The organism is Vibrio sp. KUL78 (assembly GCF_059725505.1).
Window position 1 is genome coordinate 902,934 of the sequence record NZ_AP045838.1, and the last position, 20,023, is coordinate 922,956.

General features: G+C 45.7%; 20 protein-coding genes and 2 pseudogenes. 11 read left to right on the forward strand and 11 right to left on the reverse strand.

Annotated features, from left to right (window positions below; genetic code table 11):
* Positions 1 to 9 precede the first annotated feature (9 nt).
* Positions 10 to 1,434, forward strand: coding sequence for a glycoside hydrolase family 1 protein (locus tag AC6I8Y_RS20640; protein WP_498022957.1), 1,425 nt, complete (start codon positions 10 to 12; stop codon positions 1,432 to 1,434).
* Between the two features lie 27 nt (positions 1,435 to 1,461).
* Here AC6I8Y_RS20640 and AC6I8Y_RS20645 read toward each other — a convergent pair whose 3' ends face one another.
* Complete coding sequence (locus AC6I8Y_RS20645) at positions 1,462 to 1,845, reverse strand: hypothetical protein (RefSeq protein WP_394149173.1); 384 nt, start codon at positions 1,843 to 1,845, stop codon at positions 1,462 to 1,464.
* A gap of 149 nt (positions 1,846 to 1,994) precedes the next feature.
* Between AC6I8Y_RS20645 and AC6I8Y_RS20650 the strand changes: the two genes are divergently transcribed.
* Complete coding sequence (locus AC6I8Y_RS20650) at positions 1,995 to 2,612, forward strand: 3'-5' exonuclease (protein ID WP_498022958.1); 618 nt, start codon at positions 1,995 to 1,997, stop codon at positions 2,610 to 2,612.
* A 30-nt stretch (positions 2,613 to 2,642) separates the two neighbouring features.
* A complete protein-coding gene (locus AC6I8Y_RS20655) occupies positions 2,643 to 3,530 on the forward strand; it encodes a DMT family transporter (RefSeq protein WP_498022959.1) in 888 nt (295 codons plus the stop codon).
* 12 nt (positions 3,531 to 3,542) lie between these two features.
* Here the strand turns inward: AC6I8Y_RS20655 and AC6I8Y_RS20660 are convergent, their stop codons facing one another.
* The 7 genes and pseudogenes from AC6I8Y_RS20660 to AC6I8Y_RS20690 form a co-directional block, all read right to left on the reverse strand.
* Positions 3,543 to 4,325 carry a hypothetical protein gene (locus AC6I8Y_RS20660; protein WP_498022961.1) on the reverse strand — a complete coding sequence of 261 codons (783 nt, stop codon included), beginning with the start codon at positions 4,323 to 4,325 and terminating at the stop codon, positions 3,543 to 3,545.
* Entirely contained in the window at positions 4,322 to 4,987 is a 666-nt protein-coding gene (locus tag AC6I8Y_RS20665; protein WP_394149178.1) for a hypothetical protein, read from the reverse strand. The genes AC6I8Y_RS20660 and AC6I8Y_RS20665 overlap by 4 nt, the downstream gene beginning before the upstream one ends.
* A 332-nt stretch (positions 4,988 to 5,319) precedes the next feature.
* The gene (locus tag AC6I8Y_RS20670) at positions 5,320 to 6,045 is read right to left on the reverse strand and encodes a hypothetical protein (RefSeq protein WP_498022963.1); all 726 of its coding nucleotides are present in this window, start codon (positions 6,043 to 6,045) and stop codon (positions 5,320 to 5,322) included.
* Complete coding sequence (locus tag AC6I8Y_RS20675) at positions 6,038 to 6,835, reverse strand: hypothetical protein (RefSeq protein WP_498022965.1); 798 nt, start codon at positions 6,833 to 6,835, stop codon at positions 6,038 to 6,040. Before AC6I8Y_RS20675 ends, AC6I8Y_RS20670 begins: the two co-directional genes overlap by 8 nt.
* A 111-nt stretch (positions 6,836 to 6,946) precedes the next feature.
* On the reverse strand, positions 6,947 to 7,471 hold the full coding sequence (locus AC6I8Y_RS20680) for a MerR family transcriptional regulator (protein ID WP_498022966.1): 525 nt from the start codon (positions 7,469 to 7,471) through the stop codon (positions 6,947 to 6,949).
* Positions 7,465 to 8,376, reverse strand: a complete 912-nt coding sequence (locus AC6I8Y_RS20685) for a DMT family transporter (protein WP_394149182.1) — start codon at positions 8,374 to 8,376, stop codon at positions 7,465 to 7,467. The genes AC6I8Y_RS20680 and AC6I8Y_RS20685 overlap by 7 nt, the downstream gene beginning before the upstream one ends.
* A 111-nt stretch (positions 8,377 to 8,487) precedes the next feature.
* Positions 8,488 to 9,812: pseudogene (locus AC6I8Y_RS20690) on the reverse strand (PTS sugar transporter subunit IIC).
* A gap of 364 nt (positions 9,813 to 10,176) precedes the next feature.
* Between AC6I8Y_RS20690 and AC6I8Y_RS20695 the strand changes: the two are divergent.
* The 4 genes from AC6I8Y_RS20695 (at position 10,177) to AC6I8Y_RS20710 (ending at position 13,577) form a co-directional block, all read left to right on the forward strand.
* Complete coding sequence (locus AC6I8Y_RS20695; protein ID WP_042470000.1) at positions 10,177 to 10,482, forward strand: PTS sugar transporter subunit IIB; 306 nt, start codon at positions 10,177 to 10,179, stop codon at positions 10,480 to 10,482.
* Positions 10,483 to 10,562: 80 nt separating this feature from the next.
* On the forward strand, positions 10,563 to 11,891 hold the full coding sequence (locus AC6I8Y_RS20700) for a PTS sugar transporter subunit IIC (protein ID WP_394149183.1): 1,329 nt from the start codon (positions 10,563 to 10,565) through the stop codon (positions 11,889 to 11,891).
* A gap of 148 nt (positions 11,892 to 12,039) precedes the next feature.
* Complete coding sequence (gene chbA / locus AC6I8Y_RS20705; RefSeq protein WP_031496580.1) at positions 12,040 to 12,348, forward strand: PTS N,N'-diacetylchitobiose transporter subunit IIA; 309 nt, start codon at positions 12,040 to 12,042, stop codon at positions 12,346 to 12,348.
* A gap of 272 nt (positions 12,349 to 12,620) precedes the next feature.
* A complete protein-coding gene (locus AC6I8Y_RS20710) occupies positions 12,621 to 13,577 on the forward strand; it encodes a LacI family DNA-binding transcriptional regulator (protein WP_498022967.1) in 957 nt (318 codons plus the stop codon).
* 69 nt (positions 13,578 to 13,646) lie between these two features.
* Here the strand turns inward: AC6I8Y_RS20710 and AC6I8Y_RS20715 are convergent, their stop codons facing one another.
* Entirely contained in the window at positions 13,647 to 14,066 is a 420-nt protein-coding gene (locus AC6I8Y_RS20715; protein ID WP_394149184.1) for a GNAT family N-acetyltransferase, read from the reverse strand.
* Positions 14,067 to 14,206: 140 nt separating this feature from the next.
* Between AC6I8Y_RS20715 and AC6I8Y_RS20720 the strand changes: the two genes are divergently transcribed.
* A complete protein-coding gene (locus AC6I8Y_RS20720) occupies positions 14,207 to 14,458 on the forward strand; it encodes an EF-hand domain-containing protein (protein ID WP_042469993.1) in 252 nt (83 codons plus the stop codon).
* 77 nt (positions 14,459 to 14,535) lie between these two features.
* Positions 14,536 to 16,500 carry a DUF3466 family protein gene (locus AC6I8Y_RS20725; RefSeq protein ID WP_498022968.1) on the forward strand — a complete coding sequence of 655 codons (1,965 nt, stop codon included), beginning with the start codon at positions 14,536 to 14,538 and terminating at the stop codon, positions 16,498 to 16,500.
* An 87-nt stretch (positions 16,501 to 16,587) separates the two neighbouring features.
* Here AC6I8Y_RS20725 and AC6I8Y_RS20730 read toward each other — a convergent pair whose 3' ends face one another.
* Complete coding sequence (locus AC6I8Y_RS20730) at positions 16,588 to 17,637, reverse strand: cysteine synthase A (protein WP_498022969.1); 1,050 nt, start codon at positions 17,635 to 17,637, stop codon at positions 16,588 to 16,590.
* 152 nt (positions 17,638 to 17,789) lie between these two features.
* On the opposite strand from AC6I8Y_RS20730, the pseudogene AC6I8Y_RS20735 reads away from it, so the two are divergent.
* A pseudogene (locus AC6I8Y_RS20735) lies at positions 17,790 to 18,006 on the forward strand (acetyltransferase).
* 89 nt (positions 18,007 to 18,095) lie between these two features.
* Here the strand turns inward: AC6I8Y_RS20735 and AC6I8Y_RS20740 are convergent.
* Entirely contained in the window at positions 18,096 to 18,884 is a 789-nt protein-coding gene (locus tag AC6I8Y_RS20740) for an AraC family transcriptional regulator (protein WP_042469984.1), read from the reverse strand.
* Between the two features lie 99 nt (positions 18,885 to 18,983).
* Here AC6I8Y_RS20740 and AC6I8Y_RS20745 point away from each other — a divergent pair, with 99 nt between their 5' ends.
* The gene (locus AC6I8Y_RS20745) at positions 18,984 to 19,898 is read left to right on the forward strand and encodes a DMT family transporter (protein ID WP_394149192.1); all 915 of its coding nucleotides are present in this window, start codon (positions 18,984 to 18,986) and stop codon (positions 19,896 to 19,898) included.
* Positions 19,899 to 20,023 lie beyond the last annotated feature (125 nt).

Genomic DNA, 20,023 nt, shown 5'->3' on the forward strand with positions numbered 1-20,023 from the left:
GGGGTAGTTATGGCATTTCAAGAGAACTTCTTATGGGGCAGCGCATCAGCAGCCTACCAGATCGAAGGCGCAGCGAACCTAGACGGTAAAGGCGATTCGATTTGGGATGTGTACTCACGCGTACCGGGTAATACGTTTAAAGATACAACGGGTGAAGTGGCGATCGACTTCTACCACAAATACGAAGAAGACATCGAACTGATGCGAGAAATGGGTCTTAAGGCTTATCGATTCTCTGTCGCTTGGACGCGCATCATGCCAGATGGTCGCACGGTAAACCCAAAAGGCGTTGAGTTCTACCATAACGTCATTAATAAACTGATCGAATGCGGAATCACACCGATCCTAACAATCTACCACTGGGATCTGCCGCAGGCGCTACAAGATGAATATCAAGGCTGGGAAAGTCGTGAAATTCTGGCGGACTTTACACGTTATTGTGAAGTCTTATTTAGCGAGTATGGTGACAAGGTGCCGTACTGGGTTTGCATGAATGAGCAAAATATTTTCACAAGCCTAGGATATGTTCAAAAGATTCATCCACCTAAAGTCTCTGATTATCAGCGCTTTATTAATGCCAACCATATCGCAAGCCTTGCAAACGCGAGTGCAGTGAAGCGATTCAAAGAGATGGGTGTCAAAGGCCAAATTGGTGCTAGCTTTGCGTACAGTCCTACCTACTCCAAAACAGCCGCGCCAGAAGATGTAATTGCTGCAGAGAACGCGCAAGAGATACAAGATCTGCTCTGGATGGATGTTTACGCAAAAGGTGCTTATCCAAAGATTGGTCTAAAGCTACTGGAGCGTCTTGGCATCCACATCGATTTCCAAGAGGGCGATAAAGAACTGCTTAAAGCGGGTATCTGCGATTTCATGGGTTTGAACTACTATCAATCAGCCACGTTTGTCGCTCCTGAAAACCGCGAGCAGACGGCTCAAACTGGTAATGCGGCGCAGGTTTCTGTAGTTTCTGATGTGGCTCGTATTCCTACTGATGATTACTATGTTCGCGCTGACAACGAACACCTTAAAATGACCGATTGGAACTGGGCTATCGACCCTGAGGGTCTGCGCGTCGCGCTTCGCCGCATCACGTCACGCTACAACCTGCCGATCCTCATCAGTGAGAATGGCTTAGGGGCCTATGATACGCTAACTGAAGACGGTCGAGTACACGATGACTATCGCATCGCATTCCTAAAAGCGCACGTTGAAGCTATCAACGATGCTATTGAAGACGGCTGTGAAGTGATCGGCTACTGCACCTGGTCTTATCAAGATCTGTTCAGCTGGCTGAATGGTTATGCTAAGCGCTATGGCTTTGTTTACGTTGATCGCGATGAAGAGAGCGAGAAAGAGCTAAAACGCTACAAGAAAGACAGTTTCTACTGGTATCAACGAGTCATCGAAAGCAACGGTGAACGACTCGATTAATCAGTGAGTCTCATGGCCTAGCTAATGCTAGGCCTTTTTGTGGAGCCAATAATCAATTGCGATGGCAAGAAAGAACATGACAGCAGGCACCCACATCTCCGTTTGTATGGGTACACCCCATAGCTGCAAAAGCGTTTGAGATTTCCTCTCTCCCGAGTCAGGAAAAACAAGGGGCGCTATTATCAGCAATAGATTTGCAGCAACAGCAAGTAGGGTGTTCAGGGAGATAACCGTGTATCGAACACCTCGATGCGCATAGCAATGGAAAATGAGCAGTGGTACCCAAACGAAAAAATAACTCAGCAACGCTAACGTTGCCCACCCCATGTGTGAAAACTTGAGAAACAAGCAAACGACAACGGAAGCCATTGCCATTTCTATACCCATCGCGCCTTTCGTCTTTACATTCACCGGTGTTAACCTTGTTTTTAGTGAGTGCGTATTGAGTTTAGTTCCAATTGTTACTTCGGACTAAGTAACCAAAAACAACACTACTGAGGTTTCCTTCATCGCTCGTTCAAGCTAGACTTTGCCTCCCATATTATTCCTGAGATTTCACCATGAACGCACCTGCCACTTCCGCCATTGTACTCGACTTCGAGACCACTGGTTTATCACCAAACCAAGGAGATCGCGCAATTGAAATTGGTGCCGTGAAACTAGAAAATGGTGAAGTCGTTGACCGTTTCCAATCGTTGATGAACCCAGGCTTTAGAGTCAGCAGCTTTATTGAAGGCTACACCGGTATCACCAATAAGATGCTGAGCCACGCCCCGAGCTGTGACGTGGTCGCGAGCGAGTTCGTCGATTTTATTGGTGATGCGAATCTAGTGGCTCATAATGCTTCCTTCGATAAACGCTTTCTAGATGCTGAACTGGATTTGATTGGCAAAGGCTATCGCGGTGAGTTTGCTTGCTCACTGTTAGTCTCTCGCCGTCTCAATCAAGAGGCAAGCTCTCACAAACTGGGTGATCTCGTCGCTTATCATAATATTGCTAATGATGGTGTATTTCACCGCGCGTTAGCGGATGCTGAAGTGACCGCGTCACTATGGTTACTGTTGGTCAATTCTCTTACGGATAAGCACGCTATAGGGCAGCCAAGCTTTGAACTGATGCAAAAACTCGCCAAACAGCCAAAAGAATCCGTTGAGAAATTCTTAGCTAAGCAAAGATAGAACCGACTTCAACCTTTCAAAGAGACATCTATGACCTCTACTTTCGACTCCATCGTCCCTGTCGGCGTTCGTTATATGGTGCTATCGGCGCTTGGTTTTGCGCTGATGTCTGCGTGCGTAAAGTACGTGAGTACCTACGGTATTCCTGTATTCGAAATCGTAGCGGCCCGTGCCTTAGTTTCACTCGTACTGAGCTATCTGGATGTAAAACGGAAAGGGATCTGTGTCTGGGGACACAACAGACCCCTGCTGCTATTGCGTGGTATCGTTGGTTCGCTAGCGTTGATCTGCGTGTATTACGCAGTGACGACGCTACCTTTGGCTGAAGCGACCATACTCCAATACATCCACCCTATCTTCACCGCTCTACTGGCGTTTTGGTTTCTAAAAGAGAGCATTCAGAAATCGACCATCATCTGTATCGTGTTGAGCATTTTTGGCTTGATGTTTATGGTAGGTCCGACATTAGGTAGCAACACGTCAGAGCCACTGCCTCTATTTAGTGTTGGTGTCGCGCTTCTTGGTGCATTTGGTAGCTCTATCGCTTACGTTATCGTCAGAAAACTCAGTCAAACTGAAGACAGCTCGGTGATCATTTTCTACTTTCCGCTAGTCGCACTGCCTGTGTCAATCCTCTTGATCGGGGACGACTTCATAATGCCAGATTGGTATCTCACCATGATGTTAGTGGCGGTCGGCGTCTTCACGCAAATTGGTCAGCTAGGTTTAACCAAAGCGATGCAAACACAGGCGGCAGGTAAGGCTTCGGCATACTCTTATGTTCAGATTGTGTTCTCTATTTTGCTGGGGCTAACGCTGTTCAACGAGGTCCCAACCGTCTGGACCTACGTCGGTGGCTCGCTCATCGTGGTTGGGGCACTCATTAATACCTTTGGCAAACGTGCAGCTTCAAAATAGAAAGCTTCATGATCAGTCGGTATAAGCTGCCGACTGATACCTTGCTACCGGTCTTATCGCACTTCTCACGATTGTCAGTAGCCACCAAACGACCGCAAACATTAAACCTCCGCGAAGCGTATAAGTGAGAGTTCTCCACACCAATGTTTCTCTCTCTGCAGATAGCATCAGCTCATAAGGATAGCGCTCAGAGGCTGCTTGGTGTTCTAGTATACGCTCTGACCAATAATCACTGGCAACATCACCATGCTCACTAGAATACCTAGGATTCGCATCTCCTTGCAAAAACACATGGTAGTCATAGTGCTGAGAAGGTTTTTCAAGCCAATGTCCAACTACTCGCCTAGGGTTTACATACGCAAAGTACTTTGTGTCTTGCTCTTGCTTGGCAATGACAAAAGAGGGCTCGGGAAAGTAGTTGGTAAGCAATGACCAACCAATGAAGACACCCTGAGCATTTGCGTTCCCATCCCAATGAGCAAGAGTAGATTGAGTTTCACCAAAGATACTGCAAGCATACCACCCTGCCCCAAGTGCTTTAATGTACCCAAGGGCTCTCACTTCCTCTTCCGTGTATGACACTTGATTGTAGTAGCTCTTGTGTTCAGCCTCACAACCATCATGGCGAGGTAACGCATCAATTAATTCGATTGTCGATTCAATTCGACTGTCAACGCTAACCAAACTTGTTTGCATCTCATCTTTTATTTCTTGAATCAGCGAGGCTCTTGCCAATACATAGCTAAACGCTGCTAACAACCCTAGCAATAGCGCTATTCGAACTGTTTTTCTCATTGTACTTCACTCACTCCATGTGCGTGCTGTCGTCGTCTTCGAATACCAAGAGCCATGACTAAGATAACAACCACACCAAACGCACAAAGAAGACGAATCGCAAAAGTGACCATCCCTTGAGTAAATAATGATGTATCTTTATAGACTGAGATAGAAATCGGGAAACGCTCTGACGTCTTGGTGGTTTTATATTGACTCTGAGCTAGACTACCTTGTTCTAGTAAAGGCTGCTCACTGTTAGAGAAATGGAGAACCCGATATGTTTGATAGGGAATATGTTGCACCCACCACCCCAAGATTGCGCTCGGATTAATAGTAGCAACTGCGATATCAATACCTTGATATACAGTAAGTGCGAAAGAAGGATTACCATCACTTCTTGCGAAGTGCAGTTTAGCAAACCCGATATTATGCTTTCGCTCTTCATTCCAAAAACTTGCATCGAGCACCTGTTTTGTCGGCCCCAAGTTGCTGCATATCTCGTACACCCCGTCTGTCTGGCTACCTACAAACAAACCCCTTATGGGTACACTACGAAACACCGTATGACCTAGCTCTGTTTGCAACGAGCTGTCACAGGCTCTAACCGGCGACAATTGATCGGATATAGATTCAAGTTCACTTTGAACTTGACTAAGTTGCTGCTCGATGCCTTCCAGCACCTGCTCTGCTTCTTGACTTGCTTGTTCGCGAAACGTAAAAAACTGATATACACACCCAACTAAGAGAGTGTAAATAAAAATATAAAATAAGTTCGTAGTAGTCTGTTTCAATCGCATTTATTAGGAATTTTCTGATTTTCCTTACCGTTATACACTAGCATAAACACACGAACTTTATCTCAACGCAATTTTCTTAGAGTAATTAAATACAAGGCTGACATTTACATTTATTTCATAAATATATGTGATATTTTGTTAATTTTGGTAAACACTTAAAATATCCAGGTAGACATTATAAATTAAGCCTTCTAAAGACTCACATGTGGATATCTTTACGTAGGTTTTAATATCGAGCGCCGCAACAGACCAAAGCTACTCCAAATAAAAAATATCGCTATTAACAAACGCAGCCAATAAACTCCTGCTCGTTTGAGCATATCCACAATGGAAGCCGCAGATTGTATTGAATAAGGGTACTTCTTCGAGTGCGCTGACTTCAAAAGCATACTTTGCAGCTCAACGGGAGCGCGCGTGTAGGCCGGTACATTCTCACCATCCAGTCTCAAGCTATAATTTGCGTACGGCAAACTCGGCTCGATCCAATAGCCCAAAACTCGGCGTGGATTGACGTAAGCGAAGGCTTTTAAATTGCCACTTTCTTTACCAACCACAAATGAGGTTTCTGGAAAATGCACCGTCAGTAATGAACGACCAACAAACACGTCCTCAACTTTTGCTCCGCTCCAGTAGTTGAGTTTTGATAAGGTTTTTCCAAACATGCTGCAGACATACCACTGTTCTCCTGCATCAAAAACATACCCTACCGCGCGAATTCGTTCATTCTCATGAGCGATATCGGCGTACTCCCTCTTCACTTCATTTGGGCAGCTTGGGTCGCTAGGTAGATCATCGATGATTTTAAGAATGTCTTCGATTTGCTGGTCAATTTTAGCGGTAGATTGGCTAGCGCTAACCTCAAGTTCATTATTTATCGATAGGTAAGCGAATACTAAGCTTACAGTTCCTGACAGTAAGGCAACGATAAAGGCTCTAATCACGACTCACCTCTAGCTCAGCATCTTGCTGCTCCTTGTGGGTACTGAGTTTATAGACACCAAAAACAAGCAAACACAATAACGCCACCGCTCCTCCAACAGCGAGCCTCTGCAAAAAAGTTATCATTCGTTCTTGCAGCACAAAAGTGGGTTGGGTTGCCTTAATCATGATGGGGTATCGTTCAGATTGGACTGTACTTTCAAACCCTGCATCACTGGTGAACTGCTCTCCAGCAATGATGAGACGCTCACCATCGCTAAAAAATAACTCTAGCTGCGTGTTGGGTACTAAAGGTTCTACCCACCATCCTAGTATGATTCGAGGGTTTATCGTGCCTATTGCTATTTTTCCATTACCAATAACCGCAAGCGCATAAGACAAATCGCGACGGTACTGTTTAGTCTTTAGCTTGGCAAAGAAGATATCTCGCTGAGAACGAGCATTCCAAAAGGTATCGTCAACGTGCCCTGTTTGAGGTCCAAAATTACTGCAGTACACGTTTTTGGCTTGCCTAGCTGAGGAGCGCTCCCCGACCGCAAGCCCACGTAAACCGACACTTTTAAATACATGGTTGGCAAGAGTCCGCTGTACCTCTTCACTGCAATCGCTGGGAACATAGATAGATCTAAGTTCGTCCTCTATCGTAGCGAGTTGGCTTTCAACTTGGGTTAACACACGCTCTGCACTATCACTGAGCTCCTGACGAAACGTCAGCACTTGATACACACAGCCGACAAGCAGAGTGTAGAGAAAAATTAAGATTAGGTTTTGCCAAGTACGCTTTGGAAACACGAGTTAATATTGCTTTTATTTATTAGTAACTTAGCGATAATACTTCGCACCTATTGATGATTTCATTAATCTGACGCAACGTTTTCGTTGCTTGGTATCAGCCAGTGAGAATCACCCCTGTCTTGACTGCGCTCGAATGGATAAAATCTCGTCAGCGTCAATAGATAACGACTCCAAAAACTCCTGATGGGCGTCTGGACGCATTCGTTCAAATTGACAATGCCACTGCTGCATGTCTTTTTCGTCGAAACCAGCACTGCGCATGATCTCAACCCATTGAGCTTTATTCATGGTTGCTGAGGTAGATGTTATGGGCTCACCGAGCGCAGCAAGAATTGCTTTTTGTTGCAGTCTTAGTGATTGAACTTCGTTCTCTAGTGCTTGATATTGATTTCTCAATATCTCTTGGGGTTTCTGATGGTTTTGCTTACCGAGGAGCTCAATAATTTCCTGGATAGGCAAGCCAAACGACCGATACGAAATTATCTGCTTTAATCGCTCGATCTCCTTTGTCCCATACCAACGGTAGCCATTTTCAGAACGACTAGCCGGCATCAAAAGCCCCTCTCGCTCGTAATAGAGAACCGTTGTCCGTGATATCTGGCACTCTCTCGCTAACTGCGTAACCGTCAACATACCTTACTCCTGCGTCCAATCGTTAGATTTGGGATGACAACACTTGATATCAACACGACAACACCTGCAATCGCTAGTGAATTGGGGAGTTCTCCAAATAGATAAAAGCCGAATATCGAAGCGTAAATAATCTTAATGTATTCAACATTCGAAATAACGTTGGCTTTACCATATTGATAAGCCGTCACGCCAAACCATTGTGCAATTGATGATACAAGTCCAACGCCCAGCAGCAACACAAACTGCTCTATGTTTGGAGAAACCCAACCTTGGATACTAAGTGGTAAAGCCAAAAGACCGACAAAAAATGCCTGGTAGGCAAGCAGCGCGACCTTAGATTCCTGCTGAGCTATTTTTCTCACACATAACGCCGCTATAGCCGCTCCAAAAGCAGCAACTAAACCGAGCAAACTATAGAATAATGTTCCACCCTCAAAGCTTGGCTGAACCACCAGCATAACGCCAACAAAGCCGATAATAAGAGTCGCCATTCTCTGCCACGATACACGCTCGCCCAATACTACGCGCGACAACAAAGCGACAAATAGAACTTGAGTGAATCCCAGAGCCGTTGCATTTGCTAATGGGATAGCGGCCACAACAATAAAGCCAAGAACTAACGCGGTAAACGCGCCTGCTATACGCATAACGTGAAGCTGAAGATGTTTGGGACGAAGAAGTCTCGACCAATTGAACCAAATACTCGGTAGCAACACTGCAAGAAACACTGACTGTCGGAATAGTAAGATCTGGAACGCACTCATTGAAGAATCGCTAAGCACTCTCACCATTACCCCAACCGCAGTAAACAATGCTGTTGATACCAGAGCAAAAAGAATGCCTTTAATAGTTGGAGAGAACCTTAGCAGCGAAAACGTACTCACGTCATATGGTTTGAACGGCATTTTTCATTATCTTCCACATCAATAAGTGAGCAAGGAAGATAAACCCTACACTTATAGACGGGTCAAGACGATGTTTAATAAATAACGTCAGGCACTTGGCGACTAGGAGGCTTAGCGGTTAACTGGCGCTTGCTGCATTCGTTGTGCGCGCTCTGCTTCTTGCTCTACCAAAATTTTCTCATGTGTCCTGAAAAATGGTAAGTAAATAAAGTAGGCATTCACCATTGCAAACACAACCATTAAGGCGTTCATGTAGCTACCATTTGCAGCCCATGCCGCTCCTATAGGTGCAGGCACTGACCAAGGAATCATTAATACCACACGATCTAAGACCTCAGCAGAGGTTAAAAACCAAGCAATAGTGGCATTAAACATAGGAACGAAGATAAACGGCACAAGAAAAAGCGGATTCATAATAATTGGGAAGCCGAACAATATTGGTTCGTTTATATTGAATATCGCAGGAATAGCGCCAACTTTACCCACCGACTTCAGCTGCTTCGAACGGCTTTTAATCGCTAGATATACAAGAGGGAGAGTTGAACCCACCCCGCCAATTAGAACAAAAAAAGTCCCAAAAAGCAGGTAGATAAATATGGGGAAGAACCTGACCACCAGCTTCTAATGCAGTCTGATTTTCTAGCAGGTTAGACATCCAAAATGGGTTCATAATTCCGGTAATGATCAGCGCACCGTGAATCCCCATAAACCATAGAAGCTGACAGATGAGTATCGAAATCAAGACCGCAGCAAGACTATCAGAGGCTAACACTAAGGGGCGGAACAGCTCTTCTATCAACTGAGGAAAATGCACACCAAACTGAGCATCTAGAAAAACATTAAATGTCGAGATACTGATCATGACCGCGAAGATAGGCACGATAAGCTTGAAACTTTGAATCGTTAGGATGGGCACGTCTTCGGGCATCTTGATGTACCATCCCATACGGATAAACAACCTGACGATCTCGATAGAGTAAAGACTTGCGATAAGGGCAGTAAAAAAGCCCCGCCCCACCAAGATAGCGAACGTCTTCTTGCCCATCGATATAGAAGCCCGCCAACATGAGAAATGCCATACAGCCTGTCAGTCCAGACAGTCGTTCTGGCAATTGATAGCTCTTAGCGAGACTTGCCGAAACGCCAAAGGAAACGATAAGCCCGACGACACCTAGAGTCAGCTGATAAGTCGGCAACAATATAGGTCTAAGCGCCAGAGATAAGTCCATCCAAGCCATTGACATCCAAGACTCGGAATCCGCAAACGGAGGAAAGATAATCGGAACAAACATACAGCCGACGAAGATGAAGGGCATCGCCAGCTGGAAACCATCACGCATAGCCATAAGGTGCTGACTGCGCATCAGCAGTTTTGCTACAGGATTCATGAACTGCTCTACCTGATTGGCACACAGTCTCATAATGGATTGGTTCATTCACTCTACCAGCTATATGGATCCGCGACAGGATACCCGAAAGCAAAGATACGCGGAAACCGACTATCCAAATCTGCTGACTCCACCACGTTTTTCACCCAACCGTTCGCTAAATTCCGAATTCAGATCACGGTTCATCAGCCAGCGAGCCATTTCAGACGCTGAATTGAAACAATCCACTTCGATTGAACGGGCTGGTTTCCCAAATCCAGAACATTCGTTAACTGTGTCACGAATTTTTCGCCATAACTTTGGTTTCCAGTGATCGTTTTCACACTTGGATGGAAATCATTTGGAAACCGGTTTCCAAATGATTTCCTAGCGTGCATATTGAATAGGCATTCAAGATTCTGGAGAAGAAAAAATGAAAAAAATTATGCTTTGCTGCTCTGCTGGTATGTCTACCTCTCTACTGGTTAAGAAAATGGAAGCGTCTGCGCAAGAACGCGGTATCGAGGCTGAAATCAAAGCATTTGGCGCAAGTGAGTTTGACGTTCAAGTAGGCAACTACGAAGTCGTTCTACTTGGTCCTCAAGTGAAATACATGCAAGCAGATTTCCAAAAGAAAGCAGATGCTCATGGCATCAAGGTTGAGCCAATCAACATGATGGATTACGGCATGCAAAAAGGCGATAAGGTGCTTGATTTTGCACTAGAACTTATCGGCTAACTTCTTTTTGCTCGGTGTCCCCCCTTGGTCACTTTTTGACGCCGAGCTTTTCTTAATTTTATCCTAACGAGAGTAACGACATGGGCGCTATGTACGACAAAATGGTCAATGTTATCGAGCAAAAGGTCACCCCTATTGCCGGTAAGATTGGTCAACAAAAATACATCACTTCTATACGTGACGGCTTTATTGCTGCACTACCTTTTATGATTGTTGGTTCTTTCATGCTGGTGTTTATCTTCCCTCCGTTTTCTGCGGAAACAACTTGGGGATTTGCACGCGCATGGCTAGATTTTTCTGAGACGTATCGTGAGCAGTTGATGCTGCCATTCAACTTGAGTATGGGGATCATGACCATATTCATATCGGTGGGGATAGCGTCCAGCTTGGCTCGCCATCACGATCTTGATCCTGTTACGACAGGTCTACTATCACTAATGAGCTTCCTGCTTGTTGCAGCGCCAGTACAAGACGGCATGCTGTCAATGCAGTACTTCTCGGGCCAAGGTATCTTCACGGCAATCATTACTGCATTGTACTCAACGGAAGTTTACGCATACCTGAAGCGCAACAACATCACCATCAAGCTTCCACCTGAAGTACCAACGGGTGTTGCACGCTCATTTGAAATCCTAATTCCTGTACTGGCGATCATCATTACGCTTCACCCACTAAACCTGTTCATTGAAGCACAAACTGGCATGATCATCCCAGAAGCAATTATGGCCCTAGTTCAGCCTCTAGTTTCTGCATCTGACACGCTTCCAGCGGTTCTACTAGCGGTACTTGTTTGTCAAATCCTATGGTTCGCTGGTATCCACGGTGCGCTTATTGTAACGGGTATCATGAACCCATTCTGGATGGCTAACCTTTCAGTTAACCAAGCTGCAATGGCAGCAGGTGAAGCAATTCCGCACATCTTCGTTCAAGGTTTCTGGGATCACTACCTACTTATCGGTGGTGTAGGTTCAACGCTTCCACTTGCGTTCCTACTACTTCGTAGTAAAGCCGTTCACCTACGCACTATTGGTAAGATGGGTACAGTACCAGGTCTATTTAACATCAACGAACCAATTCTGTTTGGTGCGCCAATCATCATGAACCCAGTGTTCTTCCTACCATTCATCTTGGTACCAATGGTGAACGCGACTCTTGGTTGGTTTGCTCTTGACTGGGGTCTAGTAGAGCGCGTGGTTTCTCTAACGCCTTGGACAACACCAGGACCTATCGGTGCATCGTGGGCAGCTAACTGGGCATTCAGTCCTGTCATCATGTGCTTCATCTGTATGGCTATGTCGGCAATGATGTACCTACCGTTCCTAAAAGCTTATGAGAAGCAACTTCTAGAGCAAGAAGCAGCGGACGAGAAGAAGCAACAAGAAGCTGCAGGTCAACCAGTTACAGCTTAATCAACCAGTTATTAGTAACAACAAACGCAGTTGACATAAATAATAAAAAAGTCGCCCCCTAGTCTTAATTGGGGTTGAGCGTGGGGCGACACTTCCTACCTTCGGGTAGACACCATTTAAGATTTAAGAGGTACGTAAAATGGAAACTATGGATTTAGAAGAACAAGTCATGGGCATCATCATCAACGCGGGTCAATCTCGCAGCCTATGTTATGAAGCGCTTCGCCATGCTAAAAACGGCGAGTTCGAAGAAGCAGAAGGTTTGATGAAAGAAGCACAAGAGTTCGCAAACCAAGCTCACCTAGTGCAGACCCAACTTATCGAAGCTGACGAAGGCACAGGTAAAATGAAGATGACGCTAGTCATGGTTCACGCACAAGATCACCTGATGACCTCTATGCTCGCAAAAGAGCTCGTCGCAGAGATGATTGAACTACATAAGCGTACTGCTAAGTAATTCGGTCTCACCTTACTTTTTCCAGTTTTTCGACCAGACACGGAGCGAGTCAGGCAAGAAGACGTCTTATAGGAGCGTTTTCAACATCTTTGGTCGAAGCAGCTTGGTCGTAGCAGGCCAGTCGTGCTCCATACACTAAGCTGCTTTTTTTCTCGCCCTACATAACCTCTCATCAGACTTGGATCACTACCTCTGAAAGAGTACAATAACGGAAATCTTGGGAAACGGTTTCCCAGTTCTAGAAACTCTATGAATCTATTAAGGTTGTTGTCATGGCTACTATCACCGATGTCTCTCTGCTAGCAAACGTATCGAAAGCGACCGTTTCTCGCGTGATGAGCGGAAGCCGTGGCGTTAAACCAGAGAGTCGTGAGGCTGTATTACGTGCTGCAGAAGAGCTGAACTACCGACCAAATGCCGCTGCGCAAACGTTAGCAAATCAACGCTCTGATTATATCGGCGTGATTCTCTCATCTAGCGATGCAGGGCAAGTTTCTACCTACCTGCCACTCCTTGCAAAGTCATTGAAAGCAAAAGGCAAACACATGCTGGTGCAATTTGCAGAAACTGCAGATGAGCAAGTTCGCATGGTGGAAGAACTCAACCAGAGACACTGTGACGCTATCATCTCGCTCGGTGGCACCGTCGAGGCTCTAGCCAACGACAATGTTATTGCTGTCGACAGTTTGGCGAGCGCCGAGCATGCCATCGGATACGACTATAAGTTTGCGGCTGAGAGCGCATGTCGCTTCTTGTCTAGTAAAGGACATGCGAGCATCGCCATCGTAGTGGATGATGAAAGCTACGCATCGACACAGGTTCTCGAAGGCTATAAAACGTCGCTACAAAATTCAGCCATGCCCGTAAACCGACAGCTTATCGTCACAGCAAATGGCAATAATGAACAAGCAATTATGTCGCTTTTAAACAGCTATCACCCGTTCACGGCGCTAGTAGTTATGCGCGACAGCCAAGCCGCGGTAGCAATGAACCTGTTTAGAGATTTCAACTTAGCGACACCGCAAGAGGTCTCAATCGTATCGCTAGAAGACTCTCAACTGGCAAGTCAGCTTAATCCGCCGCTTACCTGTATCAGTTACCCTTCTCAACAGATCGTCGATATGGCGATGGAGCAATTAGATGCGATTCTAGACGACAAACCCATGTCGAATAAGCCTCTGATTACTGGTCGACTTGTGACTCGTGAGTCGGTTATCAATCGTAGATAGTGACGAGTCAAAAATATCTAAAATCAAAAGAGGAGCGTCTTTTAGAACACGCTCCTTTTTTGATTTTGACTAAGCACGTTCTTCCGACCAATCGACCGACATTTTAAAGTACCAGACACCTGATTTGTTGAACGCTTCACCTTCAACTGCTAACCCAAATTTCTTATAGAAATCTTGAGCACTCACTCTGGCATCGCACCAATAGTAATCGATACCCAACGCGCGAACTGACGCAATGGTATGCTCTAGCATCTTGGTACCAATTCCCTGCCCTTGGTATTCCTCTAGCGTCGCAAACTTTCTTAGCCTGGCTGTTTTGCCATCCAAGTAAACCGACGCTACACACACCAATCGACCATCAATCAAAGCCCCATAATGAAGCGCTTCCTCGTCACCTTCCACTCTACAGAATGATTCCGGCTTATCTGGCCATAAAACCTGATGCCTTATTGGTAATACTTCATCGGCTGTCAGCAGTTTGATTTCCATCTGTGTTCCAATTGCTCCGAGGTGTGTAATAGCAGAGTTATTTTATCGCTATTCTCCTTATTTTCTCCACATTTTGCTCATTTTCTCCACTCAGTCTTCATCGACACTAATGCTTCATTATTGCCAATGAGAGAAACCCCATGAAGAAAACTGTATTCGCACTTTGTATCGTACTGATCGCTACCGCTTTCCAGCCAGCTTTTGCTAAAGGGGAACACAGAAAGCCACCTTCATTTGAAGAGATGGATACCAATGGTGATGGTTTGCTGAGTAAAGATGAACTGCGAGGCCCGCTACTGGATGACTTCGACAAGTTTGATAGCGACGGTGATGGCTTCCTATCTGAGTCTGAGCTTCCTGAGCCACCTGAGCGTCCGAAACGCGATAGCTAATCAACTTTAGTCTCTTCACTGCATAACGGTTCTGTTATGCAGTGTGCTCCTCATTTATATGGAAATAAGGTCTTTACGTGTCCAAGGTATTTCACTTTCCTTTAGTTTGCGCTTTGCTAACCTACCCCATTGTTACTTCTGCTGCTTTGTACCGAGTCGTCGAAGTGGATACATCTTCAACTACCACAGCCAAAGAGTATTACTCCGCTGCGATTTCACCTTCATCATCAACTTGGTGTTTTGAAGATAGCTGCTACGACAGTCAATACACCGTTCTTGGCTACAGTATGAATGGCATGGAAGGTGTCCCTCTCGATCAAGAAGTCGCATTTGGCGTAGACAATCATTTTTACTACCTCGATTATGATTCGCTTTATTCCTACTGCGAGAGCGAGCTGGGGTATGCAACATGTGAGGCGTGGGCAAGCAATCGATGGTACGGCGATGCCAGCACGGGAGTTGGTGGACTCGAGAGCATTCAAGATGCGTTCTACAACGCCAATTACTCTCCACTTTATCACTCGTTTATGGAAAACGACGCCGAGCTTGGCATCGACCCTCAAATGCCCTCGGGATATGAAGAAACGATATTTTCTGTCGGCAATACCACTGAGTTAAAAGCCCGCGCTATCGACTCTGAGGGACGTATTATTGCTAATGCAAGTAGTGGGTACTTTGACTATGACGGTTATTATGTCCAGCCATACAGTAGCCGCGGCTTAATCATTGATGGCAACCAATCGACATCTCTTAAGCCCCAAGCTAACCCTACGTTAAGCTTTGCGGACGCAGAAGGCGAGCAGTTGATCGTTGAAGAGATGGGCTCAACTATTGCGTATGATAGTTTCACCTACCCCATCTCTGGTGAGGAAAGCCAAACCTATATCATAGGCAGCGCTTCGGTCGCCACTTTCGATTATTCAGACTCCTCAAAATACTACAACTCTTTGGATGTCAGCGAGTGTATTGAGTTTGAGCAACCGATTTTGGGTAGCGCATGTCAACACTTTGGTTTCGCAAGCCAGGCATTTATCTGGTCACTCGCAGACGATGGAGAAACACGTTTCCCCGCAAGCAGTTGGGCCACCAGCTACGACAATTATGACTATGCCACAGCTCAAGCCAGCGCCCGCGCAGCTACAATCGTTGAGCGAGAAGACAGCGAATACCAAGGTCTACCAGTGCTCGTTGGATTTAACACCGAGTTAACGGACGATGACTTGATAATGCAAGCTGCGGTCTATTACCCAGGCAGTACTAGCAATTTTTCTGTCGATGAGAACGCGTGGACATCGGTATTTATCAACAACGCCAAACTCGAGTACGACGACAGTTATTACTACAGTAACTCGCTGGCAACGGACATCAACTCACAATTGATTGTTATTGGTGAAACCAAGAGATTGGGAAGCGTACCGGAAGGCGGAGCGGCGGCAAATCGCATGTTTGTTGTAGATGCTGGCCAATCGTCGCCTTCAGCCACCTACTTTAGCGATTTATCACAGTCTATTTTCTTCACTAGCGCTGGCGGTAATGCCAATGCCATCAACACCTACAATGAAATTGTCGGAGAGGTTGATGCAGAAAGTCACACGGAAATTGATGGACCACAACGCCGTCGACGCGGATTTATCTTCCCATACAGTGGCGTCGGAAGTGACGAAGATAGAATGGCGATATTTAGCTCGCGAGCGTGGTGGCTAGATGACCTTACTAATGGTGGCAGCTACGGTGATTTAAACAATGCCTACCGAATCGTTACCGCATCCGACATCAACGACGCGGGCGTCATTTCAGCGACTGCTATTAAATGTGCATCTGGCTATGACAACACCGATCACTTTGCTACTTGTGGCAATGGTTTAGAAGCTGAAACCGTGGTCGCGGTTAAACTCATTCCTATTCAGGGTGCAACAAGTGCCGATATCGATAGTCGGTCAGTGGATACCTCCACAGTCACTCGTGAAGGCGGCAGCATCACCCTGTTTGGCCTATTTTTACTGCTCACGTTTAGGTTGGTCCGTGACTGGTGGTACAGCTAGTCTAAGAACTTATATCGACTTCTACTTCCCCTTAATGACGGAGAAGATCCATAAAGTTATTTATGGATCTTCATCAAAGGAAGTGGACTATACATTCACGACCTTACTGTCACCATCCGCTTGATAACGTGCCCAGATCTGTTCTAGGTTCTCGTTATTGAGCTTTATTTCTTTGTCTTTTAAAAACTCTTCATTATAAAGCTTTGAATAAGAACGATCAGCGAGGTCGCAACTAAACGTCACAATCGTCTTCCCCTTACCCATTCTCGCCGCAGTATAAAATGCACCTGCCACATTGAGAGATGAACTGCTGCCTAAGACAATGCCATCATGCTCCGCAACCAATCGAGAAATGGTCACGAGATCTTGGTCTGGCAACGTGATCGCATGATCGATTTTCGCCTTTCTAAAGTTTTCAACGGTTCGCATAATACCGATGCCCTCGGTAAACGAGCTGCCTTTTGATTGATACTGACCATCTTTCAAAAATGAATAAATGCCTGAACCATCGGGATCGACGAGCCAAGTCTCTAGATCTGGTTTTTTCTGAGATAGGTAGTGCGAGTTACCCGCAATCGTGCCGCCCGTCCCTACTACTGAGACTAACGCGTCGATATTTCCTTGAGTTTGTTGCCAGATTTCGGGACCGGTATTTAAGTAGTGAGCTCGATAGTTACTCAAGTTCTCAAATTGGTCAGCCCACCAACAGTCTTCTCGCTCCGCCCCTATTCGTTTGGCGGTGTGATAGAAATGATCAGGATTCGCAAACGGACAGGGATCAACAAGCAAGAGCTCCGCACCATATAGCGAAATCATCCGCTCTTTCTCTATTGCCTGACCTTTTGGCATAACCACTAGCATTTTGTAGCCTAGCGCCTTTGCCACTAGCGCTAAACCGATCCCGGTATTGCCAGCTGTCCCTTCGACGATCGTCATTCCTGGCTTAAGTTTGCCAGCAGCTATGGCATCGGTAACTAGCTGTAAGGCAGCTCTATCTTTGATTGAACCTCCCGGATTTTGCTGTTCACATTTAAGAAGAATATCGCAGCCAGAAATCTCAGAAAGGCTGTTGATTCGGACGAGATCGGTGTTGCCAATGAGCTCACTTACGTTATTTGCTTTTGGTGCGATTGACATGACAGCTCCACTTATTAATCGATTAACTGATTGATATTCATAAGCGTAGCTCTGAGGCTTACTTAGTCAAGGGAGCGATGAATTGGAAAAGTTCTCATTATCCGAATAGCAATTATAATTAATAGGGTTCAAATCGATTAAGGACAGAGACCATGTTTTTAAAAGAGAGAAAGAGTGGCGACCTCGTAGACGTCGTGGAAATGAGAAGACTGACTAACTTATTCCAAGATAGTGTTGAAGGTCGACTTCAGCCAGGGGAAGAGCAGCAAGACCCACAAGAATTTAAGAAGTCTGATTTGGTTTTTTATGTCCGGTGAAGAGCTACCACGCTGTTGGACGGATCCGAATTACCGCTCCAAAGCTAAGTAGTTCAGCGAGCTCTAGGACTTAGACTTCACAACTTCAAAGAAACCAAACGAGGAAAACCACTAATAGAGAATATTAGTGGTTTTCTTTTGCTAGAGCAGTTTGTTCTTGTATTGCTCCGGTGTCTGGCCCGAATACTTCTTGAACATCGAGATAAATGGGCTTGCTTGGTTATATCCTAGCGTAAATGCCACCTCTTTGACCGAATGTCCACTACGCAATAAATCCATCGAAAACAGATAACGCACCCTCAAGCGCCACTCAGTAAAGCTCATTCCAAGCTCACTTTGACAATATCGCGCTAAAGTCCGCTCTGTCGTATGAACCTTGGACGCCCACTCTTTAAGACTAATGTCGTTCGTCGGCTCCTCTTCAATCGCCGCAAGGATCGGTGCAAGATACTTGTTATTACTTGATGGCAAAAAATGGTGCTGCTCTTGCTGATCGCTCAGTTGATCCAAAAGAACTTGGATTAATCGCTTATCTTTTTCTGACTCCGCCACATTCACACTACGATGGCGAAAATCCTCAATGATCGACGATACAATTGGGGTGACTTTTATCAGGCTCGTGGTTTCTGGAAAGCTATCCGTAAGCTCATGAGCGATGTTCAGTGAGCAGTACTCAAGAGGTTTTCGATTATAGCTGCAGTGCATTACGCCAGCCGGCACCCAAATAGCTAGATGGGGCGGTGCGAGAAATCGAGTGTCCTGGGCCTCCATTTCTAGAATCCCACCACTTATCAGTTGTACTTGCCCCCACGGATGACAGTGAACGCGTGTTTCGGTATTGGAAAGAAACGCATCGAAGTTCATGAAAACATTGGATGGCATCTTGTCGATAGACAAAGAGGGGTGCAGATTTCTAGTGTGTTTTTTCAACTTGTCTTCCTATCGCGCGCAATGTCGTTTTAAAGATACATAATAGTATAACGACCTGTCACACTATGTATCAACAAACAAAACGCGATGAGGTTCACAGTGGTCTATCTTCTCCCTTTCTTTACCGTGCTCATATGGGGCGGTAACGCTATTGTGAACAAACTTTCAGCCTCTGCTATCGAGCCTAGCGCGATGAGTTTTTATCGCTGGGCACTCGCGATTTTGGTGATGACCCCCTTTTGCCTCCCAAAAATAAAACGCTATTGGCCTGAGATCCGTCGTAACAGCGGCAAACTCGCGTTCCTCGCTTTATTAGGTATGGTGCTCAACCAATCGTTAGGCTACTACGCCGCAGCGACCACCACGGCATCGAACATGGCCCTTATTACCTCGCTCGTGCCGCTACTTGCTGTCTTTATCTCAGTACCTCTATTGGGCAAGCGTATTTCAGGATTGAGCATCGTAGGCGGTGTCATTTCTCTTGCAGGTCTCGCATTTATGCTAGGACAAGGAGATGTCGCATTCTTTGTGCACCAAGATGTTTCTCAAGGTGATGGTCTAATGGTCCTGGCAGCCGTGGTTTATGCGACATACTGCGTTTTACTTAAACGTTGGAAGATGCAACTCTCTAGCTGGATGCTCATTTACACGCAAGGGGTATTTGCGGTCATCATGCTGTTCCCACTCTTACTGACCAGTCATCAGGTGATGCCGACTCAAGCCTCACTACCGTTGATCGCCTACGCAGGTTTACTCGGTTCACTTATCGCTCCACTTCTTTGGGTAAAATCCATTGACCTTATTGGTGCAGACAGCAGTGCTATGTTTATGAACCTGCTACCCGTAATAGCCGTAGCGCTCGCAGCCATGCTACTTGGCGAAACCATCACTCAGTTTCACCTTATTGGCGGACTCATGGTGATCTCTGGCGTTATTCTGTCACAAATCAAAACGAGAAAAATGCAGCCGACCACAGAAGGTGTGGCTCAAAATCTCACCATTGATAAGCAGTAACTGGGGCAAAACCATCTAAAAAATCGAGCCCATAAGTCGTAGCACCTTGTTAACAATTTTGTCATACTAAACACCTTAGAAGCTCAAAATGTCGGTCGAACTAAACCACATGGACTGAGAGTAAG